The organism is Verrucomicrobiia bacterium (assembly GCA_035946615.1).
Classification (GTDB): Bacteria; Verrucomicrobiota; Verrucomicrobiia; order Limisphaerales; family UBA8199; genus DASYZB01.
Map to the genome: position 1 here is coordinate 1 of DASYZB010000066.1, position 16,485 is coordinate 16,485.

A 16,485-nucleotide genomic window follows, 5' to 3' on the forward strand; every position below is an offset into this window, starting at 1 on the left:
CGGCTCCTTTTGACGCTGGGATTGCTGGTGGCATTGGGGACCTTGCTTTATATGCCGATGCGTACCTTCGCTGAAAAGCATTGGGTTGCCTCGCTCCATGTCCGGGGCCGTGCGGTCATTATCGAGAAGTTTGGCAGCGCACCCCGCATCCAGAGGGGCGAGTGGGTTGCTTATTCGATTCCCGAAACGGGCAATCACGACGCCGGCTATGTACAGGCTGGATTGGGGTTTGGCCAAGTCTTGGCAGTGGGTGGAGACAAAATCCGCTTTACGCCCGTTGCTATCGAGGTCAATGGGGTTGCACGGCCACGTCTGGCTTATATGCCGGATTGGGGAGAGATGGTGGTCCCGCAAAAACACTGGTTTATCTGGCCCGATATTGATATAGGTGGGCACGGAGCGGCCCCAGCCGCTCTAAGACAATTGCTGCTGCGCATGGCTACAGTGTCACAAGAGCAATTCTTTGGCCGCCCTTTGAAGCGGTGGTTCTGGCGCTCGCAACAACTGGCTGCATGAGCCGTTTTGTTAATCTCGAATTCGGAGGAGAATCGGAGGACCATCTTTATTCGACAGGGGGTCTGAAAGATGAGGGCTTTTATTCAACGGAAGCCCGCTCGGCCTTCGAGAGCGGGAAATTCGAGACGGCATTGCGGCTCTATTCGAAGGTGCTCGAATTTAATCCGCAAAACGCCGCTGCCTGGACCGGGCAGGTCCGCATGCTCATCGAGTTGGGGGAATTCCGCGAAGCCAGGCTCTGGGCGGAAAAGGCCCTCGAACGGTTCCCGCACGAGCCGGAATTGCTCGCTGCCAAGGCCGTGGCACTGGGACGGGGTGGTGATTTGCAAGGCGCATTGGCATTTTCCGACGCTTCAATCGAGGAACGGGGAGACACACCGTATGTTTGGCTGGCGCGAGCCGACGTGCTGCTGGCAAGACGAGAGCCCAGAGCGGATTTCTGCTTCGAAAAAGCCCTGCTCCTGGCCCCGGGCGACTGGTTTATCATGTGGCTCGCAGGACGGATTCGGTTTTATTACGAGCAGTTTGTGCTGGCGTTGAAGCTCTACCAGAAAGCCCTCGAAACCAATGCAGGCCATTTCCTGCTTTGGCTCGAGTTGGGCCAATGCCAACAGGCCTTGGGTCTGAGTGGTCCGGCGCGAACTTCCTTCACACAGGCTCGTCAACTCAACCCGCAATGTTACGAGGCGGGTGTCGCTTTGACTCGCCTGGCAGAGAATGGCCTTGGCTCGTACCTTCTTGGGTTATGGCGGCGGCTGTTGCGCAAATAACGCCCAATGCATTTCTCACCCCATCACCTCCTATGAGCAGCGATATGCTGGATCGGCTCCTGTCGGCCGCAAGCGATTTTGATGCATCCGACCTTCATGTCGTCGCCGGTGTCCCGCCTGCCTTCCGCGTTAATGGGGAAATTATCATTGCGGATGAAGATGTCCTGTCCGAAGCGGAGTTGGAACAGATGGCCTTCAGTCTGCTCAACGAGCAGCAGCGGAAGAAATTCGACCAGGAATGGGAGTTGTGCATCTCCCTGCTCCACCGGGCCGCCGGGCGCGTGCGCGCCACGTTTTATCGGCGAAACGGCCACCCCGAGATGAGCTTCCGTTTCTGTGGCGAACGCATCGCATCGCGCCAGGAATTGGGTTTGCCGGACAAAATAGACGAGCTGGCGCGCAAACCCAACGGCCTGGTGCTGGTCACCGGCCCGACCGGCGCCGGCAAAACGACGACGCTCAATTACATGGTCGATCTCATCAATGGCGAACGCCGATGCAAGATTGTTACCATCGAAGACCCCATCGAGTTCGTCCATGAAAACAAACGGGCCATCGTCGTGCAGCAGGAGGTCCTGACCGACGTGCGCTCGTTCAATCGCGCCTTGATTCACGTTTTGCGCCAGGACCCCGACGTAATCGTGGTGGGAGAGATGCGCGATTACGAAGCGATTTCAACTGCGCTGACGGCGGCAGAGACAGGACACCTGGTCCTGGCCACCATGCATTCGCCCAGCGTTTCGCACGCCCTCGAACGCATCGTAGGGGTCTTTGAAGGCAACGCGCAACGGCAGATTATCCTTCAATTGTCCAACGCCTTGCAGGGTATCGTTGCCCAGGAATTGCTCCCTGCTGCCGACCGGACCCGGCGAGTATTGGCCTACGAACTGATTGTGGCCAACAATGCGGTGCGCAATCTCATCCGGGAAAACCAGATGCACCAATTGGAAAACACCATCCAAACTGGACGCAAGGAGGGAATGACCTTGATGGACAATTGCCTCTATGATTTGTATTGCAAATGCCTGATCACTTATGACACCGCCATGAGCCGCGCTCGGCATCCAGACCATATTGTCAGGCAAAAAGCATGAGAAGTTCCGAATTGGGAATTTCCCTAAGCCGTAACGATTCAGTTTGAACAGGAGATAATAGAGGAATTCCTTCCCTGATTCTGTCCTCTCGGTTCAGGTTGCACCAAATTGCAGTTCGGCCTTTTCGCAGAATGATAAGGGGCGCGCGGCTCGCCCTCCGGGGTAAACGTTACCCTTGGCGCAATGGCCAGACAATTCCCAGGTCATATGCTATAAGAGGCGCCAGTGAAACCAAATCGCTCAACCTTTCAATACGTTAAAACAATCCTGCTCAGCACCGCCCTGTGCCTGGTTCTTGGCGAGCTGCGCGGCGCCCAAATTCAGCCCGTGTCATCGGGTGACATCTCCATGCGCGACGTGCTGGTCATTGGCTCGTTGGGCCGGGCTGGCCGTTCTGCGCTCCACACGGACAGCCTCGAAGCGCACATCGTCTCCGGCACATGGCGCGCACCTGCAGCGGGTGAAACGGTCCAGACCCCAGACGGCGCGAGCCGGACCTGGGAGCCTGCGGACGCGGACACGAACGGGGTATTGGGCAAGGCGGCTATGCGAGTTGCGTATTGCTATTGGCCGGTGGTCAGCGCCGTTCAACGAGTGATGCTTCTCAATGCCGCCGGGCACAACCTGGTCTATGTCAACGGCGACCTCCGCACCGGCGACCCCTATTCTGCCGGCTATGTCCAACTGCCGGTCTTGCTAAAGCCGGGGACCAATGACTTTTTATTTCAGTGTTCGCGGGGGCAGCTCCGCGCCAGGCTCGAGCAACCTTCCGGCCCGCTGGTCATCGCCTCAGGCGACCCCACGTTGCCGGACCTTGTTGCCGGCGAACGAGAGCCAGTGTGGGGCGCGGTGGTCCTCCTCAATGCAACCACCAATTTCGTCCAGGCTTCAGTCCGGGGGCTCACCAGCGGCTCGGCGGAACGCCTCGTGAGCATCCCCCCGCTGGGCTCGCGCAAAGCCCCCTTCCTGCTTCGACCACGCCCAGCGCCAGCATCCACAAATTGCCCCGTAACAATTGAAGTCGCCCTGGCTTTGGGGCATCGAAAAGAGTTCTTTCGAACAGAGTTGAATCTGCGAGTCCGCAGGCCCGACCAGACGTGCAAACGGACTTTCCTCAGCTCGATCGATGATAGTGTCCAGTACTACGCGGTGAATCCCGCCCCGGTCGCTGCTGCTGCCGCAGCGCCCAACGCCCTGTTCCTCTCACTTCACGGGGCCAGCGTCGAGGCCATCGGCCAGGCGGATGCCTATTCCCCCAAAAAGTGGGGACAGATTGTCTGCCCTGCCAACCGCCGTCCTTACGGCTTTGACTGGGAGGAGTGGGGCAGGTGGGATGCCTTCGAGGTGCTGGCCCTTGCTCAAGCCAGATACCACCCGGACCCCAGCCGCATTTATCTCACGGGCCATTCGATGGGTGGACATGGCGCCTGGCAATTGGGAGCGCTGTTCCCTGGCCGCTTCGCCGCCGTCGGCCCCAGCGCGGGCTGGATTAGCTTCACCACGTATGTTGCGACCAACGCGCCAATTGCCACCAACGCCCTCTCCCAGATGCTGCGCCGCGCCGCCGCCTCAAGCGACACCTTGCTCATGGCCACCAATTTCTTGCAAGAAGGCGTCTATATCCTGCACGGCTCGGAGGACGATAACGTGCCGGTCTCCGAGGCGCGGCACATGGCGAAAGTCCTGGCTGGGTTTCACCACGATTTCGTCTATCACGAACAGCCCGGTGTGGGGCATTGGTGGGACATCTCGGATGAACCCGGCGCCGATTGCGTGGATTGGGCGCCCATGTTCGATTTCTTCGCTCATCACGTCATCCCGTCGGATGCCAGTCTGCGCCGCATCCGCTTTGTAACGGTTAACCCGGCAATCTCGGCCCGCTCCCACTGGGTCACCGTCCTGGCCCAGCAACATCCATTGCTGCCCAGCCTTGTCGATCTCCAATGCGATCCAGGTAAACGCCGCATCGTCGGCGCAACTACAAACGTCGCCCGTCTCGAGTTGGCTCTCCCTTCGCTCACACCGGGCGCGCCGTTGACACTCGAATTGGATGGGCAGAAAATAGAAAACGTGCCTTGGCCCGCGCCTCGGAACCCAGGCCCCCTCGAGGCCCTCGGCTCTCCGGCGCCCAGTTCCATTCCCCGCCCCGCCCTTCTTGTGGCTCGACGGGATGGCCGGTGGCAGCTTGAGACCCGCTTTTCTTCCTTTGAGAAAAACCCGCTTCGCTCAGGGCCCTTCCGCGAGGCCTTCTGCAACCACATGGTTTTTGTTTATGCCACCCACGGGACACCTGCGGAGAACTCTTGGGCCTTGGACAAAGCGCGCTACGATGCCGAGACGTTTTGGTATCGCGGCAACGGTTCAGTGCCCTTGATGTCCGACAGCGCCTATCTCACGGAGAGGGCTAAGGATGGCAAGCGCTCGCGCGGCAAACATAAGATAAAAGTCCGTAATGTCATCCTGTATGGCAATGCGGATTGCAACTCGGCCTGGCCTGTGTTGCTGGCGTCCAGCCCGGTTCAGGTCCACCGGGGCGAAGTGAAAATCGGCTCGCATCTTTTTTCCGGGGATGACCTGGCCTGCTTGTTTCTGCAGCCCAATCCCCAGGATGATAACGCCTTGGTCGGCGTCATTTCGGGTTCGGGACTGCCCGGGCTGCGCCTGACTGAACGAGTGCCATACTTCCTCTCAGGTGCCGGGTTTCCTGATTGCCTGTTGGCCACTCCGGAACTGCTCACAAAGGATATAGCGGGTGTCCGCGCGGCGGGCTTTTTCGGCCTTGATTGGCAGGTCAACACCGGCGAGTTCGCGTGGCAGGATTGAAAGCGCGCAGGCTTCCATTGGGAGGAAAGGGGGTTGTATCGGCAGGCTCACAAGAGCGTTTGGAGTTTGAACCGGCCCCGTTCCTGCAGCAGCGGTTTCCAAAGGTCCCCCCTCTCGCGCAAGCGCTGTGGCGCATTATCCAGGCGAAAATCCTCGATACGAATCCCCTCTTCCACTTCGGCCCAGGTCAGCGGCATCGAGACCGGCGCGCGCGCTTTAGGCCGGACGGAATAAACCGAAGCCAGGGTACGCCCCCAGGCATTCTGATTGTAATCCACCAACACCCGGCCTTTTGGCCGGTTGGCCACGCGGTATTCCGCTGTAATGAGTTCCGGGTGTAGTTGCCTCATCGTTTGCGCCAGCTCCTTGGCGAACGTCCAGACCTGTTTCTGCGTGGGACCCCGAACAATCGGGACATAAACGTGTATGCCCCTGGAACCAGTCGTTTTTGCGAAATTCGGGACCTTGAGCGCATCCAGCGCGCGATGAACCACCAGGGCGGTTTCGCAAACCCGCCCAAACAGGGTGCCCTCGACCGGGTCTAAATCAAAATGCAGGTAGTCAGGGCGATAGACGTCGTCGCACCGGGCGTACCAGGGGTTCAGATCGATGCAACCCAGGTTTATTGTCCATAACAAAGAAGCTAAATCCCGCACTACAGGGAATTCGATGATGCTCCCCGAGGAGTGCGCGATCGAGCAGGTCTCAATCCACTCCGGACGCGGAGTGGGAGCCCGCTTTTGGAAGAAGAAAGGGCCCGCCGCGCCGTTGGGATAGCGCTTCATGACCATCGCCCGATCAATCAGGTGTGGCAGCAGAAAAGGAGAAATCCAGGCATAATAACGCAGCAAATCACCTTTGGTGATGCCGTCTTGAGGCCAGAACACCTTTTGCAGGTTGGTCAAGTTGACCCTGCGGCCTTCGACACTTATCTCTGCCTGCGAAGCTTCCCTTGGGATGAACTCTTCGCTCGATTTGCTGCGGCGCGATGCGGGGAGCGACCCTCGGGAATATTGCGCTGGCTTGGCTCGGGCTGATACCATTCAGGCCATAGGCTTCCACCGGGCAATCAGGACAGCAATGCAGGTGTTCTGCTACTGGGGTGGGGGGCGGTGAAATGCCCGCCGTGTCGAATGCTTTGTCTCGCAATTTTTTGCTGTTCATCAAATCAAAATGGTGATAAAGTTTAGCTGTTGCGGTAAATTAAACGTAAGCACCTAATGTCACCTGCGGGCACCGGATGCGGGGCATTGCGTTGGCGCCACCTGTTCCGGCGCTCGCCCTAGGCGAAAGAGAACCTAACCATGAATCCAACCGGGACAATCGCGGAAATCCTCAACACCAAAGGCAGCAACGTCTGGTGCATCTCCCCCGATGCAACTGTGTTCGATGCTATCCAGATGATGTCGGATAAGAACATCGGCGCCCTGCTGGTCACCGAAGGCAACAAACTCATCGGCATCATCTCCGAGCGCGATTATACGCGCAAAGTCGCGTTGAAAGGCAAATCCTCGAAACAAACCGCCGTCAAGGAAATCCTCTCCGGCCAGTTTTTTCAAGTGACGCCCGACAGCACCATCGAGGAATGCATGCGGCTGATGACCGAACATCGCATCCGCCATCTGCCAGTCCTGGAGGCGGACCGGATTGTCGGGGTCGTTTCCATTGGCGACCTGGTCAATTGGATCATCTCAGCGCAAAGCACGACCATCCATCAGTTGCAGACTTACATCTCGGGCTATCCGGGCTGAACGATTGATGCGGCCATTCAAGACCTCAGACGGCTCAAGCCTCCCCAAAAAACCTCACAGAAACATAGCGGGCCTGTGGGATGACGAATTTCTTAATCTCAAGCTCGACGGACCGCGCCCGGTAACGTGTTAGGATAAATTCGGCCAGGTCGGGCGCGAGTTTTTCCAACAGTTTCCATTCACCGCCCGCGCCAAAAGACAGCAAGCCTTCCGCGACGGCCTGGTAGTTAATCGTGTCGCGAATGTCATCGCTGTCGGATGCCGCTCCGAAATCGCACTCCATACGAACCGATAATAATAGCCGCTGTGGCCGGGCGCGTTCTTCCTCAGAGACCCCCACCCGATAGAACACCTCCAAATCGACAATGGCAATTTGGCCGCCACTTGCGTTGCGCTTCGATTCTGAGCGGGTGCTCCTGCGGAGCCGACCGGATGGGCGTCGGGCGCGGCCCTTGGAACTCGAAGTTCGATTTTGCCCGCTTGAGTTCATCCAGTCTTAGCCCGAAACATGCAGAAAGCAACAGGAGGAAACGGAGAGAACAGAGATTCTTGAAGAACCCTTGTGGGCAATGGAGGCATAAACAGCGTCTCTCCATTTAGTGAGCAGCCACAAGGGCGCAAGATATAGTTTTGGCTTCATGTTCACACCTCTGTTTTCTCTGTTATCTCCTGTTCAAATTGAACCGGTTACGGCTTAGGCGCTTTTCGCCGGCCGGAATGCGGTTGGCCGCGCGAAGGCGGTTTGCGGCCCTTGCCGGCAGCCTTGATGACGGCCAGGAGCAGCTTGCGTGTGGGCTGGTTTAGCGGCAACGCCATGGCCTCGTCTGGCCTTAGCCACCGGAACTCGCGCCCCTCCTCATTCAACTGGACAGCGGGTTTTCCAATACAGCGACAGGTGTAATTGAGCAAAACAAAGTGGGCGTCCCTATAAAATTCCTTCGAGTGAATGCAGTCCTGCACCATAACAAACTCAATGCTCGTGACGCGCAAGGCGGTTTCCTCTTTGATCTCGCGGCGCAACGCAGCCAGGGCGCTCTCGCCCCAACGAATTTTTCCGCCCGGGATACCCCATAAATTGGACCATTTGTGCGTGCGAATCATGAGCGCGCGCCCCGCGGCATCGAAAACCAGCGCCCCCACCGTCGCGAGCGGATGGCTCTGCCCAACCGAATTTGAGATGGATTTGAGCCTCAGACCGTTTTGCTCGAGGACTTCGCGCAATTCGCCAAGATGCTCGACAATGAGCTCGGGGCCGGCGGCGCGAAGTTGTTCGAGGGTGTTGTAGCCGGTCAGTACCGCGCAGGAATGGATGCCACCGTGCCGGGCGGTCTCGACGTCATGCTGCATGTCTCCGATAAAAAGGGTCTCATCCTGAGCCAAGCGATTTTCGGCCAGGATTTCGTGGATTTTTTGGCGCTTGTCCTGGATACCAACATAGCACTTCTCGAGGAACTGCTCCAACCCGGTCGTCTCCGATTGCGCAGCGAAATGATCGCCGTGTATGGTGCTTAGCAAAAACGTCCGCAGCTTGCGGGCCCGGCAGAATTCGAGGAACTCGCGGGCATGCGGGAGCGCGCAAACCGAATCCTGCACCTGGCGGAAACGGCTGTGAAACCAGGTCTCCAACTGCGGCAGAGACACATGCGGCGCATGCCTGTCGTAAAAAAGGGTGAATGGCAAACAAAACTCGGCCCGGAACTCATCGAGACTCAACTCCGCCCGCTCCGCCTGGACCAGGACGTAATTTGTCGCTTCCCAAACAGCGGGGAGGTCATCCACCAAGGTTCCTGACCAATCCAAAATGATATTTCGGATCACCCGGCAATGATGAATTAGAACGGAGCAATTATGAAGCAGAAAACGGCTCTTGCCGCCCCAATGACGGTTTATTCCTGCGCCTCGACATGTTTGGCAACGCGGATGGGCAAACGCGCGATCCCCGGCAAGCCCGGGTCCAAAACGATCTGGGCATAGGCCAAATCTTCGATTTCATACATTCGCGCCGCGTGCTCGACGTACTCGAAATCCATCGCGTCCAGCGCATGTTTGGTCCAACGGTCTGGACCGGCGTAGTAGAGCCGCGTCTCGGTGTTTTGAAGTAGCACCCGCATGGAACTATGGCAGCATAGACGAGCCGGGCTGGAGAGGGCCATGGGGTTTTTCCCTCCTGAAACCTGGGATTACGAAGTGGTTTGAACATTGGAGTTTTCCCTCCTATCTTGCCGCTCGCATGAAGTATCGACGTTTTGGCCGCACGGACCTCGCCATGCCCGTGTTTTCCTGCGGCGGGATGCGCTATCAATTCAAATGGCAGGATGTGCGCGCCGAAGAAATCCCTGCCGACGGCCAGGCCAACCTCGAGGCCTGTATTAACCGGGCCGTTGAGCTGGGCATCAACCATATCGAAACCGCTCGCGGTTACGGCTCCTCCGAAATGCAATTGGGCCGCATCCTTCCCCGGCTGCCACGCGATAAGATCATCGTTCAAACCAAAATCCCCCCAAAACCAACGGCGCGCGAATTCCTGGACACTTTTGAAAAATCATTGGGCTTTTTGCGGCTGGAGCACGTCGATTTGCTTGCGTTGCATGGCATCAATAACCGGGAGCTGCTCCAGTTCGCCTTGCAGAAAAACGGCTGCCTCGCCGCGGCGCGCCAACTCCAAAAGGAAGGCCGCGCCCGCTTCGTCGGTTTCTCGACCCACGCCACCACCGATATTATCCTGGAAGCCGTCCAAAGCGCCGAATTCGATTACCTGAACCTCCACTGGTACTTTGTTAATGACCTCAACTGGCCGGCTATCGAAGCGGCACAGGCTCGCGACATGGGCGTTTTTATCATCAGTCCAAATGACAAGGGCGGCAAGCTCTACGCGCCCCCGGCCAAGCTGGTCGAGTTGTGCGCGCCCTTGACGCCCATGCAGTTCAACGACCTGTATTGCCTGGCGCAACCGCAGGTCCATACCCTCAGTTGTGGCGTAGCGCGCCCTTCGGATTTCGACGAGCACGTTCGGGCGCTGGAATTCTACGACCGTTTGGCCGAGACGATTGGTCCAATCGAGCAGCGCTTGCGCCGGGAGATGCAGCGCCTGTTAGGGGAGGAGTGGTGCGCCCGTTGGCCGGACGGCCTGCCGCAATACGTGGATGTTCCGGGCCACGTGAATATCCTGGAAATCCTGCGTCTGTGGACCTACGCCAAGGCGCTGGATTTGGTCGATTGGGGCAAAATGCGTTACAATTTGCTGGGCCAAGCTGACCATTGGTTCCCCGGAGAGAACGCGGGCCGGCTCAATAAGGCAACATTCGACGGCTGCCTTGATGCCAGCCCGTTCGCAAAGCGCATACCGGCCATCCTGGAGGAAGCCCACGCCATGTTGTTCGAAAAACCCGCGCAGCGGCTAAGCCAGAGTTGAAAGGGTTACTGTTTGCCAGCCTTTGGCGCGGCGGGCTTATCAGGTGTGCTGGCCGCATTAGCCGGAGCGGTGGCGTTGAGTTGGGCCAAGACGGCATCGGTGATGTCGCTCTCGTTGTTGCAGTAAAGGATGATGGGCGTGGTGTTGACACTTTCGGCGGCGATATCAATCACCAGGCTGTAACCCGCTACCTTGGCTTTGGCATCCACAACTTTGCGGATTTCATCAATAATGCTGGTTCTCATCCGGTTGCGTTGCTCGCCGATTTTCGTGCTCGCCTGGCGCTCGTATTGAGTGATCATGTCCTCCTGGTCCTTCATCTGCTTGAATTTATCTTCGGCAGCCTTCTTCCGCTTGTCCCGTTCTTCGGATGACACGGCCTGATCATTGGCGCTGGTCAGCAACGTCTGGTAATCGTCTTTGGCCTTCTTATAGTCATCGATCATGTTTTTATCTTCTCTTTGGATATCGGCGGTGCGCTCCTGGAGCTGCGCCTCGGCCTGTTTCTTTTTCCAGTAATTGTCAAAGAGCTTGCGCAAGTCCACCGTTGCAATGTGGTTCTGCGCCCACGCCGAGCCAGTCAGCAGCGACATCAAAATCAATCCAGCAAGTAATCTCCGTAGCCAATAATTCATACCTTAAGACAATCAGAATTCATGAACGCCGCCAACTCAAAAAACGGGCCCAGAGGCGGCAGCCTGTCTGTTAAAGACAACTCAACCACATGGGACGTTCAGGCCCGGCGCGGTTCCATGCTAATCCCAAGGTGTCTCATAGGATTGCTAATCTGATTACCCAGGACAGATAACACCTTGACTTTAATTATGTCAAGGCGCGTTTATGCGGATTCCTAAAAATTCTCCCGCGCTCGCAAAAGGTGACACTGGGTGTTAATTCGTGAAATTAGTGTCTCGCTCTGCGGGGTCTGAGGCAGCGCCTCGTTAGAAATTCCGGGTGTAGCCAACCCCGAATTGGAACTGGCCCGAGCCAGGATTGAACTGATCGTGGTGAATGGGGATGCCGTAATCCAGGCGGATAGGGCCGATGGGCAGGTTCAGCCGCAGCCCCACGCCCCAGTCATCGCTAAAGCCACTGAGATTAAAGGCGTAAGGGTTGGCCAAAACATTGCCGATATCGTAAAAAACCGCAAACCGCACTCCGATCCCGTGCTCCTGCTCGATAATGGGAATGCTGTACTCGGCGAAACCAAACCAATACGTATCTCCGCCCACCGGCTCATCATAATAGGTTCCGTCCGGTTTCCGCTCGCGCGGGGCGACGTCGTTAAATTGGAAGCCGCGCAAGGAGTAGAGGCCGCCCAGGAAATAGCGCTCATAGAAAGGGACATCGCCCGCGATGAGACTTTTTTTGACCCCGCCCTCGGCACCCAGCTCCAGGACATGGCCTTTGGCAAAGCCTTTGAAATACCATTGGGTTTTTGCCTCGACCTTGTAGAATTCCTTGTCTCCGCCAATGGGACCGCCAACAAATTCGGTATCCAGCTCGGTGCGCTGGCCCTTGTTGGGCAATAAGACGCTATTGCGGGTGTCGTAGGCCAGTGAGGCGGCCACGCGGGACAACAGATTATATCCGCGCTCGTTGTAAATCGACGGCGGCGTGTTGAATTGGTCCCAACCGGGGTTAAGGGTGATACCGACGTCTTCCAGCGTATAGCTAACGCTGCCGATGAGAAAATCGCTGCCCAAAGCCCGGGTCAGGCTCACCTTTCCACCAGCCCGAATCACATCATACACATTATTGATGCTCAGGAAGGCCAGGTCGCGATAATACAGGTCCAGTTCCAATTGGAGCTTGTGTCCCAGAAACCACGGTTCGACCCACGTCGCCATGTAATCCTGCTCGAAGATGCCCAGGGCCAGGCGCAGCCGGAAACGCTGGCCGCCTCCCGTAAAGCTCGGGGGATGAAAAATGTCGAAATTGGCCTGCGTTAATTCCACAAACCCGACCAGCGAATCGACCGAGCTGAACCCGGCGCCCATGGTCAGGTTACCCGTGTTCTTCTCGTCCACACCGATAATGAGGTTCTTGTGGTCGGGGATATCCGTCGGGTCAGGGCGTGTATCGACCTTGTCGAAATAGAGAAGGCCCTCCAGCCGTTGCTTGCTGCGTTTGACCCGGACCATATCGAACGTTTCGCCGGGCGACACCGCCAGTTCGCGCCGGATGACCTTGTCTTTGGTTTTGATGTTGCCGCGGATTTCGACCTTTTCGATGTAGGATTTGTGCCCCTCGTCGATGCGAAACTCCAGGTCGATCGTGCCGGTCTCGGTGTTGGGAATTCGCACGACGGTCAGCCCCCGCGTGCCGGGACTCACATCGATATAACCCTTGGACCCGTAGAAATCCTCGACCTCCTCGCTGTCCTGGGTGTAGCCCTTGGGGGTGAACACATCCCCTGCGTCCATCGGCAAGTTGTTGGGTCCGAGTTTGCCCTTTTCTCCTTTCATGATATGGACCACGCGCAGCCCATTAGTAATGTTAGCCGTGCTGAAAACCTTGTTCCCGATGAACTTGACCGAGCCAACGTGGTATTGGGTTCCTTCATAAACGAGGAACCGGATGATCATCCGGTTGGGTGAAGGATAGGTAAACTCGATGTTCTTAATCTCGAAATCGAGATAGCCGTGATCGCGATAGAATTCAACGAGCTTTTCCTTATCTTCATCGAATTGCTCGTCTTTCAGCACCCCGCTGCCGGTTATCCAGGAAAACATCCACCGCTTACGCGTCTTAATCACCTTACGCAACTGCCGTTGCTTGAATGCCTGCGCGCCGATAAAATCCACTTCGCGAATTTTTACCTTCGGGCTTTCCTTGATGTCGAATATGGCGGTGGCGCGCCCGGTGTTTTCATCAACATTGAACGAGTACTGCACTTTGGTGGCCGGGTAGCCCTTTTTTTGATAGAGCTTTTGGAGTTCCTGGGTGTCAGTGAAGAGTTTGCGCTCGCTGAAGGGCTCCCCGACTTTGGCTGTAATGCTCTTGCGCAGTTTGGCCGTCGAGATGCGCTTGTTGCCCTGAATACGAATTTCGACCAGACGCGGATTACCCTGCACCAGATACGTTAAAACGACCCCAGCAGGGGTATCCTCCCTTGAGACGCGCACATTATAGAAGAGCCCCGTCGCGTACAGGCTGCGAACATCTTCATCGACGGCAGCGGGCAGATAAGAGTCCCCCGACTTAATCCGAATATTCGCCCGGATTAATTCATCACTGACCGAAGCGGGGCCAACGTGCTTGATGAGGACCTTGGCGACTTTGGGCGCAGCCAACTGCCCCCAGGCGGGAGCACAACCCACAAGCAGCAGCACCAGCCCGCAAAGGCGGAACAGTAATTTCATCGTCTCTCAGTTTGGCACGTCTTCGTCGCTTACCTTGGCTGCGCTCTCAAACCGTGTATAAGATTTCAGAAACGTGAGATTCACGTCGCCGGTCGGGCCGTTGCGTTGTTTGGCTATCAATAGATTCACCGGCACAGCATCTTCTTCGGCGGCCACTGCTCCGCCGTCATCGTCCTCACCCGACTTTGGCTTATACAGCAGACCCACCACGTCGGCATCCTGTTCAATCGCCCCCGATTCGCGCAGGTCTGATAGCCGCGGGGCCCGGTTCTTATCCCGTTCCATTTCGCGGTTTAACTGGCTCAAGACGATGACCGGGACGTTGAGTTCTTTGGCCAGCGCCTTGATGCCGCCGGAAATATCGGCTATCTCCTGCTGCCGGTTCTCCGCGCGACGCGAAGTAGAATGGAGGAGTTGGAGGTAGTCAATGACGAAAAGCTTGATGCCATATTGCTGGTGCATTCGCCGCGCTTTGGCCCGCAACTGCAGGATCGATAAAGCAGACGAATCGTCGATGAACAAAGGGGCCTTGGCCAGCGCCCCCGCCGCCCCTGTAAGCTTGGGAAAATCCCGTTCGGCAAGAAACCCCTCGCGCACGTTGCGCAGGTTCACACGGGAACGGGAGCAGAGCATGCGCAGGACCAACGATTCGGAGGTCATTTCTAGGCTGAAGACACCCACCGCCAGGCGGTCCTCGAGTGCCACGTGCTCGGCAATGTTCATGGCCAGGCTCGTCTTGCCCACCGATGGCCGGGCCGCAATCACAACCATCTCGCCCCCATGCAGGCCGCTGGTCATCTTGTCCAGGTCCACAAAACCGGTGCCCACCCCGGTGAGAGTCCCCTGGCGTTGGTGAAAATCCTCGATGGTGTTGATGGCCTTTTTGACCAGCTCTTTGATGGCGCTCGTGTTGACCTGCACCCGGGATTCGCTGATCCGCAGGATGTCGCGCTCGACCTCATCCATCAACGCATCCACTTCTCCTTCGTAATCATATACCCGCCCCACCACCTCCGTGCAGACATGAATCATTTTTCGCAACAGGAATTTCTCCTGCACGATTTCTATGTAATAGCTCAGATTCGCCGCCGAAGGCACCGTGTCGGGCAGGACGGACAAATACGCCAGGCCCCCGACCTGTTCCAGGAGCTGCCTGTCCTTGAGCCGTTGCTGCAGCGTTATCAGGTCGATGGCCTCGCGCGCGTCGTACATCTCCGCCAGCGCCTTGTAGATGGCTTGATGGCGCATGTCGTAAAAAACCTCCTCGCCGCTCTTGAATTTCTCGATGCATACGCCCATGCAGTCATTGGGCGACAGCAGCGCACACCCCAGCACTCCTTGCTCGGCTTCCGGGGAATGGGGGGGAAGCCGATCGACATTTGGGCCGGCAGCGGCAGCGGGCTTGCGGTGGCGGGCGCGTTTGACATCGGGTGAGGGTCCAGCGCCTTCTGAAATAGAGTCGATCATGCCAGCTACAGAACAAAAGTTTGCTTTGCCAATCAAACCTGAGTTATCGGAATTTGATAACAGCTTTTAACAGCTTTTCCACAAAAGGGGTGTGAATGAGTTGGAGAGATTTGGTCATTCAACAAGTTTTTGTTTAGAGGCTAACAGGCCCCATGGACAAAGGCTGTCCAAGTCGAAAAAAGTTTTGAGGAGCTCCGGAGCCCTCCCGTTCTCACCACGTCCGCACCCGTTCAATGCCGCTGGCTATGGGAGCAGACCTTAACGCAAGGGCCGCCCGAAAGCGCCAGAGCACTGGCGCAGTCTCCACGACGCTTCGCGCGGACTTGCATAACAGGGCGCGCCAGGGGTCTTGGACTGCGGTAGTCCTAAGGTTTGTTCAATGGAACCAAACCCTTCTGAATAGCAAACCGGGTCAAGCCCGCGACGCTATGGATATTGAGCTTGCGCATAATGCGCTCGCGATGGGTCTCGACGGTCCGAACCCCCACGTTGAGGCGGGAGGCAATTTCTTTGTTGCTCAGGCCCTCGGCGATGGCCACCAGGACCTCCCGCTCGCGATTGCTAATCTGCGTGGCAGCACCCGCCCCGCTGCCGCCGCGCACGAATTGATTCAGAGCCACCCGGGCCGCATCCGGGCTGAAAAAAGTCTCGCCTGCCTGGACCAGTTGGATGGCGCGAATGACTTCGGCGGGGGGCGCCTCTTTGAGGACGTAGCCCCGCGCCCCGGAGTGCAGAATGCGCAGCACATAATCCGGATTACTGTGCATGGTGAGAATAATGACTTTGACCTCGGGTTTTTCCTTGCGGAGCTGCTCAGTAGCGGTCAACCCGTTCATGTGGGGCATGTCGATGTCCATCAGAACCAGGTCGGGGCATAAATCGCACGCTTTGCGGACCGCTTCGCGGCCATCTCCCACCTCGCCGATGATTTCGATTCCTGGAGTCTGGGCCAGACAAGCGGCCAGGCCCTTGCGCACGATAGGATGGTCGTCAGCCAAGAGCACCCGAATCGGTTTGTCGGTGCTTTTAGCGAGACCCATAGTGGAGGCAGGCCGTTTCGAGGCCGGTTGAGAGTTTGCAAACAACAGGGCTGAACCAGGAGCAGGCAGGCGGACCGGAGTGGCAATCGAATCCATTTTCATAGAATTTCTTTTCTGCGTTCACAGGTGACAATGACCCAACTCAACGCCACAAACAATCGGGGCAAGCCACAGTTATTCGCCCAGTAAAAACCGCGCTCGCATCCCGGGGAATCCCCGGTCCCAAACATTTGGGGAATGATCGGGT

General features: G+C 57.2%; 14 protein-coding genes. 6 read left to right on the plus strand and 8 right to left on the minus strand.

The annotated features are described in order from the left end of the window. From VG146_10265 to VG146_10280, 4 genes are all read left to right on the plus strand, one after another. Positions 1 to 516: hypothetical protein (locus tag VG146_10265; GenBank protein HEV2392732.1), on the plus strand; the 516-nt coding region annotated here is incomplete at its 5' end. Continuing rightward, complete coding sequence (locus VG146_10270; protein ID HEV2392733.1) at positions 513 to 1,286, plus strand: tetratricopeptide repeat protein; 774 nt, start codon at positions 513 to 515, stop codon at positions 1,284 to 1,286. The genes VG146_10265 and VG146_10270, both read left to right, overlap by 4 nt. 32 nt (positions 1,287 to 1,318) lie before the next feature. Further along, the gene (locus VG146_10275; protein HEV2392734.1) at positions 1,319 to 2,380 is read left to right on the plus strand and encodes a PilT/PilU family type 4a pilus ATPase; all 1,062 of its coding nucleotides are present in this window, start codon (positions 1,319 to 1,321) and stop codon (positions 2,378 to 2,380) included. Positions 2,381 to 2,605: 225 nt separating this feature from the next. Further along, positions 2,606 to 5,203: a prolyl oligopeptidase family serine peptidase gene (locus VG146_10280; protein ID HEV2392735.1), complete on the plus strand. Its 2,598-nt coding sequence runs from the start codon at positions 2,606 to 2,608 to the stop codon at positions 5,201 to 5,203. A 47-nt stretch (positions 5,204 to 5,250) separates the two neighbouring features. Here the strand turns inward: VG146_10280 and ligD are convergent, their stop codons facing one another. Beyond that, positions 5,251 to 6,246, minus strand: coding sequence for a non-homologous end-joining DNA ligase (ligD, locus tag VG146_10285; protein ID HEV2392736.1), 996 nt, complete (start codon positions 6,244 to 6,246; stop codon positions 5,251 to 5,253). 261 nt (positions 6,247 to 6,507) lie between these two features. On the opposite strand from ligD, the gene VG146_10290 reads away from it, so the two are divergent. Next, complete coding sequence (locus VG146_10290; GenBank protein HEV2392737.1) at positions 6,508 to 6,954, plus strand: CBS domain-containing protein; 447 nt, start codon at positions 6,508 to 6,510, stop codon at positions 6,952 to 6,954. Between the two features lie 34 nt (positions 6,955 to 6,988). Here the strand turns inward: VG146_10290 and VG146_10295 are convergent, their stop codons facing one another. The 3 genes from VG146_10295 to VG146_10305 form a co-directional block, all read right to left on the minus strand. Next, a complete protein-coding gene (locus tag VG146_10295) occupies positions 6,989 to 7,444 on the minus strand; it encodes a dihydroneopterin aldolase (GenBank protein ID HEV2392738.1) in 456 nt (151 codons plus the stop codon). Between the two features lie 197 nt (positions 7,445 to 7,641). Then, positions 7,642 to 8,772, minus strand: a complete 1,131-nt coding sequence (locus VG146_10300; protein ID HEV2392739.1) for an NUDIX domain-containing protein — start codon at positions 8,770 to 8,772, stop codon at positions 7,642 to 7,644. A gap of 68 nt (positions 8,773 to 8,840) precedes the next feature. Continuing rightward, positions 8,841 to 9,065 (minus strand): hypothetical protein, encoded by a 225-nt coding sequence (locus tag VG146_10305; GenBank protein HEV2392740.1) that lies wholly within the window; start codon positions 9,063 to 9,065, stop codon positions 8,841 to 8,843. Between the two features lie 119 nt (positions 9,066 to 9,184). Between VG146_10305 and VG146_10310 the strand changes: the two genes are divergently transcribed. Beyond that, complete coding sequence (locus VG146_10310; GenBank protein ID HEV2392741.1) at positions 9,185 to 10,366, plus strand: aldo/keto reductase; 1,182 nt, start codon at positions 9,185 to 9,187, stop codon at positions 10,364 to 10,366. Between the two features lie 5 nt (positions 10,367 to 10,371). On the opposite strand, the gene VG146_10315 is transcribed toward VG146_10310, so the two are convergent. The 4 genes from VG146_10315 to VG146_10330 form a co-directional block, all read right to left on the minus strand. Beyond that, positions 10,372 to 10,959, minus strand: a complete 588-nt coding sequence (locus VG146_10315; protein ID HEV2392742.1) for an OmpH family outer membrane protein — start codon at positions 10,957 to 10,959, stop codon at positions 10,372 to 10,374. A gap of 348 nt (positions 10,960 to 11,307) precedes the next feature. After that, a complete protein-coding gene (gene bamA / locus VG146_10320) occupies positions 11,308 to 13,731 on the minus strand; it encodes an outer membrane protein assembly factor BamA (GenBank protein HEV2392743.1) in 2,424 nt (807 codons plus the stop codon). 6 nt (positions 13,732 to 13,737) lie between these two features. Then, the gene (gene dnaB / locus VG146_10325; protein HEV2392744.1) at positions 13,738 to 15,198 is read right to left on the minus strand and encodes a replicative DNA helicase; all 1,461 of its coding nucleotides are present in this window, start codon (positions 15,196 to 15,198) and stop codon (positions 13,738 to 13,740) included. 365 nt (positions 15,199 to 15,563) lie between these two features. Then, the gene (locus VG146_10330; GenBank protein HEV2392745.1) at positions 15,564 to 16,340 is read right to left on the minus strand and encodes a response regulator transcription factor; all 777 of its coding nucleotides are present in this window, start codon (positions 16,338 to 16,340) and stop codon (positions 15,564 to 15,566) included. Positions 16,341 to 16,485 lie beyond the last annotated feature (145 nt).